Here is a 15,317-nt window from a genome sequence, read left to right on the forward strand (position 1 = left end):
GGGACTGCCATTATCTGCCAGATTTGGCAGTTACAGGGCCTACTGATGGCAGTCCATCAATACTAGCAATCCACAAGTTGTTGATTTAAAGACACTTTTTCACCGGTGGTCGCCTGGCACGCTTCTTGGGTACTGGTATGCCAACCCCCTACATCCCATGGACCTTAGAGACCGTCTTCTGGTGCGCAAGCTGGCCGTTGTGCTGGTAATCAAGCTGGCCGTGCTCACAGGCCTGTGGTGGGGATTCGTGCGGGATCAGCGCGTGCCGGTAGACACCGACAGCGCAGCCACGCAGATGCTGGGCAGCCGCCCGGCGCCGACCACCCATCAGGAGTGAAGCTTGATATCCGAACAACTGGTTGACCTCTCGCGCCTGCAGTTCGCCGCGACGGCCATGTACCACTTTCTTTTCGTGCCGCTGACGCTGGGCATGGTGTGGCTGCTGGTCATCATGGAGAGCGTCTATGTGATGACGGGCAACGTCATCTGGAAGGACATGACCCGCTTCTGGGGCAAGCTCTTTGGCATCAATTTCGCGCTCGGTGTGACCACCGGCATCACGCTGGAATTCCAGTTCGGCACCAACTGGGCCTACTACTCGCACTACGTGGGCGACATCTTCGGAGCCCCGCTGGCCATCGAGGGCCTGATGGCCTTCTTTCTCGAATCGACCATGATCGGCCTGTTCTTCTTTGGCTGGGACCGGCTCTCGAAGACCCAGCACCTGATGGTCACCATCCTGATGGCGGTCGGCACCAACCTCTCCGCACTTTGGATACTGATCGCCAACGGCTGGATGCAGAACCCGGTGGGAGCGGAATTCAGCTACGTCACCATGCGCATGGAGATGACCGATTTCTGGGCCGTTCTCTTCAACCCGGATGCGCAGGCCAAGTTCGTGCACACCGTCTCGGCAGGTTATGTGACCGGCGCGATGTTTGTGCTCTCTATCTCCAGCTGGTACCTGCTCAAGGGCCGCGACACCGAATTCGCCAAACGCAGCTTTCGCGTGGCCGCAGCCTTCGGCCTGGCCAGCGTGTGCAGCGTGATCGTGCTCGGCGACGAATCGGGCTACACCGTGGGCGAGGCGCAGCAAACCAAGATGGCCGCGCTCGAAGCCATGTGGGAAACCGAGCCCGCACCGGCAGGCCTCAAGCTGGTGGCCAGCATCAACGAGGCAGAGCAGAAGAACGACTGGGAGATCGAGATCCCCTGGGTGATGGGCCTGATTGGCACGCGCTCGGTGGACAAACAGATTCCCGGCATCCACGAGATCAAGATCAAGAACCGCGAACGCATTGAAAGCGGCATCCACGCCGTGACCGCGCTCGAAGCCCTGCGCGCTAATCGGAATGACGCAGCGGCCAAGGCCCTGTTCGAGCAACACAAGGCCGACCTGGGCTTCGGTCTGCTGCTGAAGAAATACGTGGTCGATGTGCGCCAGGCCACGCCCGAAATGGTCCAGAAAGCGGTGGACAGCACTGTGCCGCGCGTGGCGCCCATGTTCTGGGCCTTCCGCATCATGGTCGGGCTGGGCTTTCTGATGCTCGCGCTGTTCGGCATGGCCTTTTGGAGCTCACTCAAGCTCGAATGCGGCAAGCGCCCCTGGCTGCTCAAGTGGGCACTGTGGATGCTGCCCGCACCCTGGATTGCCTGCGAGCTCGGCTGGTTCGTCGCCGAATACGGCCGCCAGCCCTGGACCATCTACGGCGTGCTGCCCACGCACCTCTCAGTGTCCACGCTCAGCGTGAACAGCCTCTATGGCTCGCTGGCCGGCTTTATCGGCTTCTACACGCTGCTGCTGATCGTCGAAATGTATTTGATGGTGAAGTTCGCGCGCATCGGCCCCGGCAGCCTGGGCACAGGCCGCTACGAGCACGAACCCATTCATCACGCTGTGCAGCACGCCTAAAGGAGCACCATGTTCGACTACGAAACCCTCAAGATCATCTGGTGGTTGCTGGTGGGCGTTTTGCTCATTGGCTTCGCCATCATGGACGGCCATGACATGGGCGTGGGCACCCTGCTGCCATTCGTCGGCCGCAGCGACATCGAGCGCCGCGTCGTCATCAACACCGTCGGCCCGCACTGGGACGGCAACCAGGTCTGGTTCATCACCGGCGGCGGCGCGATCTTCGCGGCTTGGCCGCTGGTCTATGCCACCGCGTTCAGCGGGTTTTACTGGGCCATGCTGGCCGTGTTGTGGGCGCTGTTCTTCCGCCCGGTGGGCTTTGACTACCGCAGCAAGATCCAAAACGCCACCTGGCGCAGCACCTGGGACTGGGGCCTGTTCATCGGGGGGTTCGTGCCGCCAGTGATCTTCGGCGTGGCCTTTGGCAACCTGCTGCAGGGCGTGCCGTTTCAGTTCGACAGCTACCTCATCTCCACCTACACCGGCAGCTTCTGGCAACTGCTCAACCCCTTTGCCCTGTTGGCCGGTGTGGTGAGCAGCGCCATGATCACCCTGCAGGGCGCAACCTACCTGGCGCACCGCACCGAAGGGGTGGTGCACAAGCGCACGGTCACCGCTGGCACGGGCGCCGGGCTGCTCATGGTCATCGGCTTCATCGCCGCTGGTGTCTGGCTGCAGTCCATCGACGGCTACCGCATCAGCTCGCTGATCGACCCCGCCGCCCTGCCCAACCCCCTGGAAAAGACCGTGGTGCGCGAAGCCGGCGCCTGGATGGCGAACTACACCGCCCTTCCGCTGCTGTGGCTCCTGCCCGCCATCGGAGTGGTCGGCGCGCTGGCCGCCGTTGTGCTCATGCGCAGGGGCCGCACGCTCACCGCCTTCGTGGCCTCGTCACTCGCCACCACCGGCGTCATTGGCACCGCAGGGGCCAGCATGTTCCCCTTCATCATGCCGTCGAGCACCATGCCTGCGGCCAGCCTCACGGTGTGGGACAGCGTCTCCAGCCACCTCACGCTGGGGATCATGTTCTGGGCCACGATGCTCTTCATGCCGCTCATCGTGGTGTACACGTCGTGGGCCTACCGCGTCATGCGCGGCAAAGTCACGGCGGCCTACATCCGCGAGAACGAGCACGGGGCCTATTGAGATGGTCCGCCTGTGCCGCTTTGCGCCGGTTCGCCTGAAAGGGCAACCTGTGCTGCGCCTGGCCAGACTCGGCCTGGGGACCATGGTCTCGCCGCTGATCGGGGGTGCGGGCTTGCTCTGCCCGTTGCACGCAGCCTGGCACTGCAGACACGCACCCCACCCGCCGCAAGGCCTTTGAGGAGACCCACCATGTCACACGCCCCCGCATTGCCTTTGCCTCCCGAGTCCGGCATGGACCCCGATCGCCGCACATGGCTGCTCGCCTCCGGCGCGATGGGTGTCACCGCGACCGCTGCCGTCGCCGTGCCCTTTGTGGCCAGCTTTGCACCCAGCGAGCGCGCGAAGGCGCAGGGCGCGGCCGTGACCATGGACCCAGCCAGTGTCGCGGCCGGCGAGGTCAGGACGGTGGAGTGGCGTGGCCAGCCGGTGTGGGTAATGCGGCGCACCCCCGAGATGCTCGCCAGCCTGGAAGGCATGAGCGATCTGGCCGACCCCGCATCCCACAAACCGCAGCAACCCCACTACGCCACCAACACCCACCGCTCCATCAAACCCGAGCTGTTCGTGACGGTGGGCATCTGCACCCACCTGGGCTGTTCGCCGGTGACACTGAACCAGGGCACCAGCAACCCCAGCGTGCCAGCCGACTGGAAGGGCGGCTTCTTCTGCCCCTGCCATGGCTCCACCTTCGACTTCGCGGGCCGCGTGTTCAACAACAAGCCCGCGCCCACCAACCTGGTTGTGCCGCCGCACCAGTACCTCGCCGACGGCAGCCTGCTGATCGGCGAGGACGACAGCGGCGCCGCCTGAATTTTTTATTGACTGGAGAACCGTATGTGGTATTTCGCCTGGATGCTCGGTGTTGGGTTCGCGGTGTTGCTCGCCATCCTCAACGCCCTGTGGGGTGAACACGAGCAGGCCCGCACGCAACCGAACGGCAGCGACGTATGACTCCCGCCTCCGCACCCCCTGCAGCGCCGCTCAGCGCGGCGGCCGTGCCAACGACCAGCCGTGTGCACCTCCCCAGCCTGCTGGCTGCGCTGGCCATCATGCTGGTGGGCAGCGTCTACCCGCTGCTTTTCGCTGATGCCGCAGGCAAAGCCGACCACGGCCTGGCCATGGCCCTGTTCTGGGCCATGAGCGCGGGGCTGGTGCGTGGTGTCGGTTTCGTGCCGCGCTTCGGGGTGTGGCGCTGGCTCTTTTCGGGCTGGGCCTGCGCGGCTGGACTGCTGCTGGCGGCCTGGCTGCGCTGGGGAGCCTGAGGTGCTGTTTCGCATCCTGCACGACGAACGCAGCGGCGAGCTGAGCTATCTGCTGGCCGACACCGATGCGTGCGAGGCCGTACTGGTGGACCCCCACAGCCGCGACCTGCCGGTGTTGCTGGCCCTGCTGGACGAGCGCGGGCTGCGTCTGCGCTGGGTGCTGCGCACCCACCAGCACGATCATCTGCACCCCATGGAGTTTTCCCTGCTGGGCCGACTGGGCGCGCCGCTGGTGCAGGGCGAAGCCCGCGAGGGCGCACTGGCGGTGGCCGAAGGCGCCCAATTGCCCTTTGGCCACGAGCGCGTGCGCGTGCTCTCCACGCCCGGCCACACCGCCGCCTGCCTGAGCTTCGTCTGGCGCGACCGCGTGTTCTGCGGCGGCCTGCTCGCGGTAGACGCCTGCCCGCACCAGCCCGTCCCCGCCGAACCGGCCGCGCTGTGGGACAGCGTGACCGGGCGCATCTTCACCCTGCCCGACGAAACCCTGCTGTTCGCCGGCCACGAGCGGCAGGCACGCGCGGTGAGCACGGTGCTGGAGCAGCGCCGCTGGCACCCGTTTTTTGCTCGCCAAACACGCGACGGATTTCTGGCCCGTGTCGCCAGCCTTCACGCCGCCACTCACCAGGAGCCCTACGCAGTATGAGTACCCCCCACCGCATCACCGTCATCGGCTCCGGCTTTGGCGCCCTGTCCACTGTGCGTGAAATCCGGCAGCGCGACCACCATGCCGAGATCACGCTGATCGCACCGCGTGCCGAGCTGCACTACCTGCCCGGCATCATCTGGATCCCTTGCGGCCTGCGCACGCGCGAGCAGCTGATCGTGCCGCTGGCCAACTTCTTCCGGCGCATGAACGTGCGCCATGTCACAGGCGAAGTCACGGGTCTGCGCGAGGGCGGCCGCGTGGTGGACACCACGGCGGGCGAAGAGACGAACGACGCGCTGGTGATCGCCAGCGGCGGGCGCTTCATCAAGAAGTTGCCGGGCATCGAGCACGCGATCACCCCCTGCGAAGGCATCGCTGCGGCGGAAAAGATCCGAGACCGCTTGAGCACCCTGAACGGCGGCACCATTGCCGTGGGCTTCGCCGGCAACCCGAACGAGCCCAGCGCAGTGCGCGGCGGGCCGATGTTCGAGTTCCTGTTTGGGATCGACGAGCAGCTCAAACGCGAAGGCCGGCGCGACCGCTTCAAACTCGTGTTCTTCAACCCCTCGGCCGAACCAGGCAACCGGCTGGGCCCGAAGGCGGTAAAGCACCTGCTGGCCGAGATGGAGCGCCGCGGCATAGAGACGCACCTGGGTCACAAGATGGTCCGGTTCGAGGCCGACCGCGTGGTGACCGAAGGCGGCGAGTTCCCCGCCGACCTCATTTTGTTCATGCCAGGCATGACAGGCAACGCCTGGTTCGACCAGACCGATCTGGCCCGTTCCCCCGGCGGCCTGCTCAAGGCCGATGCCCAGTGCCGAGTGCAAGGCAGCCAGCACGTGTACGTGGTGGGCGATTCGGGCAGCTTTCCGGGGCCCGATTGGATGCCCAAGCAGGCCCACATGGCTGACCTGCAGGCCGCCGCTGCGGCCGAGAACCTGGTAGCAGGTTTGCGCGGAAAGACGCCGAGCGCCACCTTCAAGGTTGAGCTCATTTGCATCATTGACGCCATCGACCACGGCACGCTGGTGTTCCGCAACCCGCAGCGCCAGATCATCCTGCCGTCCACCCGCCTGTTTCACTGGGCCAAGCGCTTCTTTGAACACACCTATCTGAGAAAGTACCGATGACCTCCGATATCGCTGTCACACCCTACGACGCCCTGGGCGGCGCGCCCGCGCTGCACCGGCTCGTGGACCGCTTCTATGAACTCATGGACGAGCTGCCTGAGGCCTACGCGGCGCGCCGCATTCACCCAGAGAGCCTGGTTGGCGCGAACGAACGCTTGTTCGAGTACCTCTCCGGATGGTTCGGCGGCCCCAATCTCTACATCGAAAAGAAGGGCCACCCGCGCCTGCGCATGCGCCATGTGGCCTACGCGATCGGGCCCACCGAGCGCGACGAATGGATGCTGTGCATGCGCACCGCGCTCACCGAGCAGGTGGCCGACGAGAAACTGCGCGACGGCCTGATCCACACCTTCGCGCAAATGGCCGACCACATGGTCAACACCGGGGACCGCGCAGGCTGTGGCGGCGGCCACGCCGAAACCGGCGGCCAGGCCTGCGCTGCCTGAGCCTGGCGCACCGTTCTACCATCCTACTGAAAGCCCGACCGATGAAGAAGCTCGCCCTCGCCCTGTTGCTGGCGTTCCCGCTCGCCAGCCTGGCGGCCCCCGTGGAGCCAGGGCATTTCCTGCCCCGGCTCACGCTAAAAAACCAGCACGATCAGGAATGGCAAATCCCTGCAGATACGCGCACCGTGCTCTTCGCGGCAGGGCGCAAGGCCTCCAACCTGATGCTGTCGGTGCTGGGCACCCAGCCCAAGGGCTTTCTTGCTGCGCGCCAGGCGGTCTATCTGGCCGACATGAGCAAGATGCCGGGCTTCATCACCCGCACCTTCGCGCTGCCCTCATTGCGCGAGCAGCCTTTCGACGTGGGTGTCTCGCTAGACGAGCAGCAGCTCGCCGACTGGCCGCGCCAGAACGACGCCGTCACGCTAATTCGCCTCGAAGGCGGCCGCGTGACGCACTTCGAATATCTCAAGACTGACGCCCAGCTGCGCAGCGCGCTGGGACTGTAAGAACAGGTTCTAAAACCACCGGAGACCCCATGGACGCTTTTCAAGACCACTACCCCGACAACGTGTCGCACTGCTACGGCTGCGGCAGCCACAACCCGCACGGCCACCAGATCAAGACCTTCTGGGACGGCGATGAGACCGTCACCCGCTTTAAGCCCGAGCCCTTTCACACCTCGGTGCCCGGCTTCGCCTACGGTGGCCTGATCGCATCGCTGATCGACTGCCACAGCACCGGGACCGCTGCAGCCGCGATGTACCGGCAGGCCGGGCGCGACATGGACTCGCTGCCCGCGTTCCGCTTCGTGACGGGATCGCTGCACGTGGATTTTTTGAAGCCCACGCCCATCGATGGCGAACTGGTGATCCGCGGACGCGTGAAGGAGATCAAGGGCCGCAAGGTGGTGATTGAGACCACGGTGTTTGCGGGTGACGTGGCCACGGCACGCGGTGAAGTGGTGGCCATTCAAATGCCTGAAAGCTTCGGCAGCTGACGCTTGCATCAATGCCGAGCGGCCGAAAAAAAATGAATCGCCCTGTTCCGTGGAGCCTGTTTGGTCCATGTCCATTCCCGCAGCTGTCCTTGAAGTTGTCGCAGTGCCTCGGGCACACGTTCGACAAGCCGCGCCGTTTGTTCCGAAACTGCCGGCGCAGCTAACCAGACTCCACGGCTAAGAACGGTCAGGGGAGCAATGATTGAAAAGGCGAGCACGCCACTGTAGGGCAGGCCGGTCTTAACTCGAGTCCAGCGAGCGGCGCTGTTGAACAGAAGTGCGAAGAGGATTCCCCGAAAAATTGCGAGAAATGCCTCCGCTGCATGCAGCAGCAGCATCGCCGCAAGCACTACAAGAACAATGATGCTGGCTTGGACGAACGTTTCGCGCGAAATTGTTTCTTCGGGTCTTTCACGCTAATGGAGCTTCGATTCGCAGCGATGCTTCACTTTACGTGCTTCTCACCAAGAGTTCTGCTCGCGTCTGCATGGAAAGAGTGTTGCTCTGCCTACCGCGCACTGTTGGCGGAATAGGAGTAGCAACGGCCATTGCTTGCATGACGAAGTCAAGCTTCGGTGAGCTGGTTGCACAACGGCGGCCACCCCTACTTTCTACTTGCTTGCGTTTTAAGCCAGCGCCGCAGCTTTCGGGCGTCCTCATCACGCTGGGCAACGCTGCCAGAATCGAGCAGCACCACGTTGATAGACCGGCGCGATACACGCAACGTCATTGCCAAGCACCAACCTGCCTCCACAATGTACCCAGTCTTCTGCAACCTTATCGGCCATCGGGCGAGGCGTACTAGCCGGTTCGAGTTCAGGTAGGTCAACCGTCGCTTGCCGAACCGAGCCAGATACTTTGAGGTGGTTGTGAACTGCCGTAGAAGAGGATACTTCGCCGCGGCCGCGACGAGAGCTGCGACGTCGCGCGCGGTGGCGCGGTTGGCATTTGAAAGTCCGGTGGGATCGGTAAAAGTCGCCTGAACTGCCCCGACATTCTGTGCCTTCACGTTCATCCGCTGTACGAATTCGTCGATCCCGTCGGGGTGGGTCCGGGCAAGCGCATGCGCGGCACGGTTATCGCTGGACATCAGTGCCAGACGCAGCGCCTCGGAGCGGGAGAGGCGGGTGCCGACTTGCAGGCGTGATCGGCTGTTTCTCAGTCTATCCACATCGTCGCTGGTGATTGCGATCCGTGCACTGAGCGGGACGCCAGAGTCGAGCAGCACCATAGCCGTCAGGAGCTTGCTCAGCGAGGCAATGGGTAGGGCTACCGTGGCATTGCGCGAGAAGAGTGTTTCCCCTGTCTGTGCATCGATTGCAATCACGGCAGTGGCAGTGAGTCCCAGCGGGTTTTCAGCGCGGTGCAGGCCTGCGCGCCGTGCGAACGAAAGATTGGTGTTGTCGCTCAGAAACGCTGGAAGATTGGCTTGCGGCATCGGTCCGTCGTCCGGCGCGACGGGGGAGTCCTCTTTCACAGGCGCAGGTGGCCGCACGGGGTGTGCCTGGGTGTTAGCGTGTGAAGCGTCTGGAGGTCGCGAAGCGGGGGTGAAGGGTAGCCTCCACCAAGCCAACACTGCGAGCATAGACAGCAGCAGTACCACTAGCAGCGCCAGCCGCCTTCGCCGGAGCCTGCCCCGCGACGGCTGTTCAAAAGTAGATGGATCTACGAGCCAGCTTGAGTGATTGCCGCGAAGGGGGGAAGAAAGACGGCGAGGGGGCATTGGCTTGTCGCTGCAGCAAAAATGGAGGCGCTAGCCATAGAACCTTCAATGAACAAGATCAGCGGGGAAAGTTCCGCCTAAAACGCTGCAGCCATGTAAAGGTACCCGTCATGAGTAGGGCGCGCTGCTCCATGCGGTTTCTCTGTCAGCTCCTAGCCAGGTAGCGGTCGACCAAAATCTTGTCGTGACCGACAGCAATCGCTGCAAAGCAGCCCCTGCTGATCTGAGCTGATTTGAAATGCCCTCGCATGGCCCAGCCACCCATCGGCTGAGCATTGTCCTCAACGGCCTCCCTGCCACGCAGGTTGTCCGCCCGGCCCAGACCCATCGGTAGATGGTTCTCGGCCGACCGCCCCCGTACCCGCTCCCGTTTGTCCCGCTCACGCAACCTGCGTGCGGCGCGGCCTCGCGCGCCTTGCACCGCCCCATGGCCCTGCAATCTCCCGCACCGCCGTCAAAGTCATATTCACGCCAGTGATGTGAAACATCACCAGCGTTCCATTGACTGATATTGCTACAGCGCGAATGATCGGTCCCCAGGCGCTGGGTGCATTCGCATCGACCCCACAGACTGATTGATCGACTCGCAATGACAAAAACAAAGGAGACGCCCATGCATGAATGCCCCGTGACCGTGTTCCCGCAGCAGATCCGCTGGGAGACGGACGGCACCAGCCGCATTCCCTTTCAGGCCTACACCGATGAGGCGCTGTACCGCAAGGAGCTGGACCGTTTGTTCTACAACGGGCACTGGTGTTATGTCGGCCTGGAGGCGGAGATTCCCAACGCGGGGGATTTCAAGCGCACCGTGATCGGCGAACGTTCGGTGCTGCTGGTGCGAGACAAGGATGCTTCGATCCATGTGGTGGAAAACGTCTGCGCCCACCGGGGCATGGCGTTTTGCCGCGAGCGGCATGGCAACCGCGAGAGCCTGACCTGCCCGTACCACCAGTGGAACTACAGCCTGTCGGGTGACTTGCAGGGTGTGCCGTTTCGGCGTGGCGTGAAGCAGGATGGCAAGGTCAATGGCGGCATGCCTGCGGAATTCAACCCGGCCGAGCATGGGCTGACCAAGCTCAAGGTGGCCACGCGTGGCGGCGTGGTGTTTGCGTCGTTTGACCACAGCGTGGAGCCGCTGGAGGAATTCTTGGGCCCCACCATCCTGGGTTACTTTGACCGGCTGTTCAATGGCCGCAAGCTCACCATCCTGGGCTACAACCGCCAGCGCATTCCAGGCAACTGGAAGCTGATGCAAGAGAACATCAAGGACCCGTACCACCCCGGCTTGCTGCACACCTGGTTCGTTACCTTTGGGCTCTGGCGTGCGGACAACAAGTCGCAACTGCTGATGGACGCGCAGCACCGCCATGCGGCGATGGTCTCGACCCGTGGCGCGGCGGGCAAGGCGGCGGATGTGACGCAGGTGTCCAGCTTCAAGGCGGGCATGGAGCTGAACGACCCGCGCTTTCTCGACATTGCGCAGGAGGACTGGTGGGCGGGCCCGGCCCCCGCAGCCAGCGGGGAGGGCGCTGCGGCGCCGAGCGCGGGGGCGTCGGTGCCAACGGCGGTGATGATGACTGTGTTCCCCAGCGTGATCTTTCAGCAGCAGGTCAACAGCGTGTCCACGCGCCACATCCAGCCCGATGGCAAGGGCGCGTTCGATTTTGTGTGGACGCACTTTGGCTTTGAAGATGACAGCGAAGAGATGACGCAGCGCCGCCTGCGCCAGGCCAATCTGTTCGGCCCGGCGGGCTTTGTGTCGGCCGACGATGGAGAGGTGATCGAGTGGTCGCAAGAAGGCTTTGAGACCAAGCCCGCGCACCGCACGCTGGCCGAGCTGGGCGGGCGCGATGTGGGCGATACAGACCACATGGTGACCGAGACGCTGATCCGGGGCATGTACGAATACTGGCGCAAGGTGATGGAGGCGGAGGCTTGACCATGATGGACTTCCAGACCTACTTTGAACTGAACCAGCTCTACGCCCGCTACGCCCGCGCACTTGACGCAGCGGACTGGGAGGCGTGGCCTGAATTTTTCATCGACCACTGCGTGTACAAGCTGCAGCCGCGCGAGAACCACGAGCGCGGGTTTCCGCTGGCCACACTGGCGTTTGACAGCAAGGGCATGCTGAAAGACCGCGTCTACGGCATCCGCGAGACGCTGTTCCACGACCCCTACTACCAGCGCCATGTGGTGGGTGCGCCGCTGGTGCATAAGGTGGATGCAGATGGCCGCATCCACTGCGAGGCCAACTATGCGGTGCTGCGCACGCGCTTGTCGAAGGAGTCGACGGTGTTCAACGTGGGGCGCACGCTCGATGAGGTGGTGCCGACGCCCGAGGGCCTGAAGTTCGCATCGCGCCTCGTCGTCTACGACAGCGAGATGATCCCCAACTCGCTGATCTACCCCATCTGAGGAGCCGCCATGACGACGATGACGACAAACTGGATTGACGCCGCAGCGCGGGACGATGTGCCAGAGGATGACGTGATGGGCCTGGCCGTGGCCGGGCGCGACATTGCGCTGTATGGCGTGGGCGGCGAGGTGTTTGCCACCGACAACATCTGCACCCACGGCCATGCGCGCCTGTGCGATGGGTTTCTGGAGGGGCACGAGATCGAATGCCCTTTGCACCAGGGCAAATTTGATGTGCGATCAGGCCAGCCCACCTGCGCGCCGGTGACCGAGCCGCTGCGCAGCTACCCCGTGAAGATCGAGGGCGGCCGAGTGTGGCTGGCCCTGGACTGAGAGTCTCTGAGCGCAGCAACCCCTTTCAAGGAGACCCCCATGACTGCCGAACGACTTGAGGTCGAGGCTGCTGCATTGCCGCATGAAGGCGCTAACGCCCACTCGGCCCACACCATCGTGATCGTCGGTGCGGGCCAGGCGGGCGGCTGGGCGGCGCAGGCGCTGCGCAGCGAAGGCTTTGCGGGCCGCGTGGTGCTGATCGGTGACGAAGCCCATCCGCCGCACGAGCGGCCACCGCTGTCGAAGGCGGTGCTCTCGGGCGCAGCAGCGCCGGAGAGCACGCGCCTCATGAAGCCCGAGGCCTTTGACGCCCTGGCGGTGCAATGGCGGCCCGGCGTGCAGGTGCACCGCATTGACCGCGCTGCCAAGCAGGTGCTGCTGTCGGATGGCACAGCACAGCCCTACGACAAGCTCATCCTGTGCACCGGGGGGCGCGCCCGGCGGCTTGCCTTGCCGGGGGCAGACCAGGTGCCGCTGCACACGCTGCGCACCATTGAAGATGCGCATGCGCTGGCCCCGGCCCTTCGGCCTGGCCGCAGCGTGGTGGTGGTGGGCGGCGGCTGGATCGGCCTGGAAGTGGCAGCCACCGCACGCCAGCAGGGCGCGGCAGTAGTGGTGGTGGAGACGCAAAGCCGCTTGTGTGAACGCACCGTGCCCGCCGAGGTGTCGGCGTATCTGCTGGCGCTGCACCGCGCCCAGGGTGTGCGCGTGCTGCTGGGCGCGGGGGTGCGGGGCTTTGCCCGCGCTGCAGATGGCCGCTCGGAGGTCTTGCTGGCCGATGGCAGCGCGCTGGCGTGCGACACCATCGTGCTGGGTGTTGGCCTGGTGCCCAACGACGAGCTGGCGCGTGAGGCGGGCCTGGCTTGCGAAGGTGGTGTGCTGGTCGATGCCCAATGCCGAACGTCCGACCCCCACATCCTGGCCGCAGGCGATGTGGCCGTGGCACCCAACCCCTGGGCGGGCCGCAGCCTGCGGCTGGAGTCGTGGCAGAACGCGCAGGAGCAGGGCATGGCCGCTGCGCGCTCCGCCCTGGGCCAGGCCGTGGACTACCAACCGCTGCCATGGTTCTGGTCCGACCAGTACGGCATGAACCTGCAGATCTACGGCATGCCCACGCCTGCGCAACGCGTGGTGCAGCGCGGCGACCCGGCCAGCGGCAGCTTTGTGTTGTTTTACCTGGCGGGCGATGTGGTGCAGGCCGCCGTAGGGGCCAACGCAGCGCGCGACCTGCGCTTTGCCCGCAGGCTGATCGAGCAGCGCGAGCCGGTGGATGCCGAGCGGTTGGCCGACCTGAACACGCCGATGGCAAAGCTGTGAACCCGCATGGATGCCACGCAGCACAGAAGCCCGCACCCGCACCCAAGCTCACCAGAACCGAACACGACAACCCGCTAAGGAAACCGCCGATGACCGTAACCACGTCAACCACTTACCTCTGGACCCCGCCCCCCGTCTATTCGCTGCCTGTGCGTGGCCGCAGCGAGCACCTGCCCATCCACCGGCTGTTCTTTGTGGGCCGCAACTACCACGCGCATGCGGTTGAGATGGGGCGCCCGGTGGACAAGGCGGTGGAAGTGCCGTTTTACTTCACCAAGGCGCCGTCCACGCTGGTCGAGTCTGGCGCGACCGTGGCCTACCCACCCGGCACACAGAACTACCACCACGAAATGGAACTGGTGCTGGCCATTGGTGCGCCCGGTTTTCGCGTGAGCGAGGCCGATGCGCCCCGCCTTGTCTATGGCTATGCCTGCGGCCTGGACATGACGCGCCGCGACCTGCAACTGGTGGCGCGGGATAAGGGCCGGCCTTGGGACCTGGGCAAGGATGTGGAGCAGTCGTCCGTGGTCTCCGAGATCGTGCCCATGCCGCAGGTGGTGCTGGGCCAGGGCGACCTGGAGCTGTCGGTCAACGGCGCTGTGCGCCAGAAGTCCGACCTGTCCAAGCTGATCTGGAACATCCCCGAGCTAGTTGCCGACCTGTCCAAGTTCTACCACCTGCAGCCGGGTGACCTGATCTTCACCGGCACGCCCGAGGGCGTAGGCCCCGTGCTGGCAGGCGACCGCATTGAAGGCCACATTGAAGGCGTGGGCAGCATCGTGCTCCACGTTGGCCCGGCGGAATAAGAAAAAAAGCCACATCCAGGAGACAAGCCACCATGACCACCGACCTCACGCCTTCCCCCGTGCGGCTGCACGCCGTTGCGGGCAATGGCCAGCCCGATCCGACGCCCGAGCTGGAGCAGCTGTACCGGGGCTTTGAGCAAGAGCTGCTGGTACCGCTCTGGACGCAGATCGGCGACCTGATGCCCCGACAGCCCCAATCCAAGGCCGTGCCCCATCTGTGGCGCTGGGACCGCTTGAAGGCCCTGGCCGCACAGGCGGGCGCCATCGTGCCTGTGGGCCGTGGCGGCGAGCGCCGTGCGATTGCGCTGGCCAACCCTGCGCTGGGTGGGCGCCCGTTTGCCACGCCCGCGCTGTGGGCCGCCATTCAGTACCTGATGCCTGGCGAAGACGCCCCCGAGCACCGGCACACGCAGCACGCGTTTCGTTTTGTGGTGGAAGGCGAGGGCGTGTGGACCGTGGTGAATGGCGATGCCGTGCGCATGTCGCGGGGCGACTTTCTGCCCCAGGCCGGCTGGAACTGGCATGCCCACCACAACGCTGCCACCGAGCCCATGGCCTGGATCGATGGCCTGGACATTCCGTTCTCGTACTACACCGAGAGCCAGTTCTTCGAAGTGGGGCGCGAGAAGCTCCCGCCTGCCGAGCGCACCACCGCCGAGCGTTCTTATTCCGAAAGGCTGTGGGGCCACCCGGGCCTGCGCCCGGTATCGATGGTGCAGGCGCAGCCCGCCACGCCCCTGCTGGCCTACCGCTGGGTGGACACAGACCGTGCGCTGGCCGATCAGCTCGCGCTGGAAGACGAAGGCCAGGCGGGCACGCTGAGCCCCGGGCATGCGGCGGTGCGCTTTACCAACCCCACCACCGGCGCCGATGTGTTGCCCACGATGCGGACCGAAATGCACCGCGTGCGCGCGGGCGGCGCGACGCGGGTGCACCGCGAGGTGGGTTCGTCCGTGTTCCAGGTGTTTGACGGCAGCGGCACCGTCACGGTGGGTGAGCGCACCTGGCAGGTGGCGCGGGGCGACTTGTTTGTGGTGCCGTCGTGGCAACCGTTCTCGGCCCAGGCATCGGCCGCTGGCGCGCTCGACCTGTTCCGCTTCAGCGATGCGCCGATTTTTGAGGCGCTGCACAGCCACCGTGCGCAAGTCACTGTTTGATCCATCACTCACCAGCCGGATTCG

General features: G+C 64.7%; 19 protein-coding genes. 17 read left to right on the forward strand and 2 right to left on the reverse strand.

All coding sequences use genetic code 11. The annotated features are described in order from the left end of the window. Window positions 1-157 precede the first annotated feature (157 nt). The 11 genes from cydP to ACQ4MJ_RS04495 all read left to right on the forward strand — a co-directional run bounded on the left by cydP (window position 158) and on the right by ACQ4MJ_RS04495 (window position 7,539). Complete coding sequence (gene cydP / locus ACQ4MJ_RS04445) at window positions 158-337, forward strand: cytochrome oxidase putative small subunit CydP (protein WP_431149769.1); 180 nt, start codon at window positions 158-160, stop codon at window positions 335-337. A gap of 3 nt (window positions 338-340) precedes the next feature. Beyond that, entirely contained in the window at window positions 341-1,912 is a 1,572-nt protein-coding gene (locus tag ACQ4MJ_RS04450; protein ID WP_431149768.1) for a cytochrome ubiquinol oxidase subunit I, read from the forward strand. A gap of 9 nt (window positions 1,913-1,921) precedes the next feature. After that, window positions 1,922-3,058: a cytochrome d ubiquinol oxidase subunit II gene (gene cydB / locus ACQ4MJ_RS04455; protein ID WP_431149767.1), complete on the forward strand. Its 1,137-nt coding sequence runs from the start codon at window positions 1,922-1,924 to the stop codon at window positions 3,056-3,058. Window positions 3,059-3,247: 189 nt separating this feature from the next. Further along, entirely contained in the window at window positions 3,248-3,868 is a 621-nt protein-coding gene (petA, locus tag ACQ4MJ_RS04460; RefSeq protein WP_431149766.1) for a ubiquinol-cytochrome c reductase iron-sulfur subunit, read from the forward strand. Window positions 3,869-3,892: 24 nt separating this feature from the next. Beyond that, window positions 3,893-4,009 (forward strand): cytochrome bd-I oxidase subunit CydX, encoded by a 117-nt coding sequence (cydX, locus tag ACQ4MJ_RS04465; protein WP_431149764.1) that lies wholly within the window; start codon window positions 3,893-3,895, stop codon window positions 4,007-4,009. Then, window positions 4,006-4,320 carry a cyd operon YbgE family protein gene (locus ACQ4MJ_RS04470; RefSeq protein WP_431149762.1) on the forward strand — a complete coding sequence of 105 codons (315 nt, stop codon included), beginning with the start codon at window positions 4,006-4,008 and terminating at the stop codon, window positions 4,318-4,320. The genes cydX and ACQ4MJ_RS04470 overlap by 4 nt, the downstream gene beginning before the upstream one ends. Before the next feature lies 1 nt (window position 4,321). Continuing rightward, window positions 4,322-4,963, forward strand: a complete 642-nt coding sequence (locus ACQ4MJ_RS04475) for a hypothetical protein (RefSeq protein ID WP_431149761.1) — start codon at window positions 4,322-4,324, stop codon at window positions 4,961-4,963. Continuing rightward, window positions 4,960-6,096: an NAD(P)/FAD-dependent oxidoreductase gene (locus ACQ4MJ_RS04480; RefSeq protein WP_431149759.1), complete on the forward strand. Its 1,137-nt coding sequence runs from the start codon at window positions 4,960-4,962 to the stop codon at window positions 6,094-6,096. The genes ACQ4MJ_RS04475 and ACQ4MJ_RS04480 overlap by 4 nt, the downstream gene beginning before the upstream one ends. Next, entirely contained in the window at window positions 6,093-6,542 is a 450-nt protein-coding gene (locus ACQ4MJ_RS04485; RefSeq protein WP_431149758.1) for a group II truncated hemoglobin, read from the forward strand. The genes ACQ4MJ_RS04480 and ACQ4MJ_RS04485 overlap by 4 nt, the downstream gene beginning before the upstream one ends. A gap of 41 nt (window positions 6,543-6,583) precedes the next feature. Next, window positions 6,584-7,048, forward strand: coding sequence for a hypothetical protein (locus ACQ4MJ_RS04490; RefSeq protein ID WP_431149757.1), 465 nt, complete (start codon window positions 6,584-6,586; stop codon window positions 7,046-7,048). 29 nt (window positions 7,049-7,077) lie between these two features. Next, window positions 7,078-7,539, forward strand: coding sequence for a PaaI family thioesterase (locus ACQ4MJ_RS04495; protein ID WP_431149756.1), 462 nt, complete (start codon window positions 7,078-7,080; stop codon window positions 7,537-7,539). Window positions 7,540-7,547: 8 nt separating this feature from the next. Here the strand turns inward: ACQ4MJ_RS04495 and ACQ4MJ_RS04500 are convergent, their stop codons facing one another. Together ACQ4MJ_RS04500 and ACQ4MJ_RS04505 are read right to left on the reverse strand one after the other, a co-directional pair. Further along, window positions 7,548-7,877, reverse strand: coding sequence for a hypothetical protein (locus tag ACQ4MJ_RS04500; RefSeq protein WP_431173692.1), 330 nt, complete (start codon window positions 7,875-7,877; stop codon window positions 7,548-7,550). A 266-nt stretch (window positions 7,878-8,143) separates the two neighbouring features. Continuing rightward, window positions 8,144-9,016, reverse strand: a complete 873-nt coding sequence (locus ACQ4MJ_RS04505; protein ID WP_431149755.1) for a serine hydrolase — start codon at window positions 9,014-9,016, stop codon at window positions 8,144-8,146. Between the two features lie 859 nt (window positions 9,017-9,875). Here ACQ4MJ_RS04505 and ACQ4MJ_RS04510 point away from each other — a divergent pair. The 6 genes from ACQ4MJ_RS04510 to ACQ4MJ_RS04535 all read left to right on the forward strand — a co-directional run bounded on the left by ACQ4MJ_RS04510 (window position 9,876) and on the right by ACQ4MJ_RS04535 (window position 15,293). Next, window positions 9,876-11,201, forward strand: coding sequence for an aromatic ring-hydroxylating dioxygenase subunit alpha (locus tag ACQ4MJ_RS04510; protein WP_431149754.1), 1,326 nt, complete (start codon window positions 9,876-9,878; stop codon window positions 11,199-11,201). A 5-nt stretch (window positions 11,202-11,206) separates the two neighbouring features. Beyond that, complete coding sequence (locus tag ACQ4MJ_RS04515) at window positions 11,207-11,680, forward strand: aromatic-ring-hydroxylating dioxygenase subunit beta (RefSeq protein ID WP_108499844.1); 474 nt, start codon at window positions 11,207-11,209, stop codon at window positions 11,678-11,680. A gap of 9 nt (window positions 11,681-11,689) precedes the next feature. Next, on the forward strand, window positions 11,690-12,013 hold the full coding sequence (locus tag ACQ4MJ_RS04520) for a non-heme iron oxygenase ferredoxin subunit (RefSeq protein WP_274108926.1): 324 nt from the start codon (window positions 11,690-11,692) through the stop codon (window positions 12,011-12,013). 39 nt (window positions 12,014-12,052) lie between these two features. Further along, window positions 12,053-13,330 carry an NAD(P)/FAD-dependent oxidoreductase gene (locus ACQ4MJ_RS04525; protein ID WP_431149753.1) on the forward strand — a complete coding sequence of 426 codons (1,278 nt, stop codon included), beginning with the start codon at window positions 12,053-12,055 and terminating at the stop codon, window positions 13,328-13,330. Window positions 13,331-13,419: 89 nt separating this feature from the next. Beyond that, a complete protein-coding gene (locus ACQ4MJ_RS04530; protein ID WP_431149752.1) occupies window positions 13,420-14,136 on the forward strand; it encodes a fumarylacetoacetate hydrolase family protein in 717 nt (238 codons plus the stop codon). Window positions 14,137-14,168: 32 nt separating this feature from the next. Then, complete coding sequence (locus ACQ4MJ_RS04535; RefSeq protein ID WP_431149751.1) at window positions 14,169-15,293, forward strand: cupin domain-containing protein; 1,125 nt, start codon at window positions 14,169-14,171, stop codon at window positions 15,291-15,293. The last annotated feature ends 24 nt before the right edge of the window (window positions 15,294-15,317 follow it).

Source organism: Acidovorax facilis (assembly GCF_050626955.1).
Taxonomy (GTDB): domain Bacteria; phylum Pseudomonadota; class Gammaproteobacteria; order Burkholderiales; family Burkholderiaceae_C; genus Acidovorax; species Acidovorax facilis.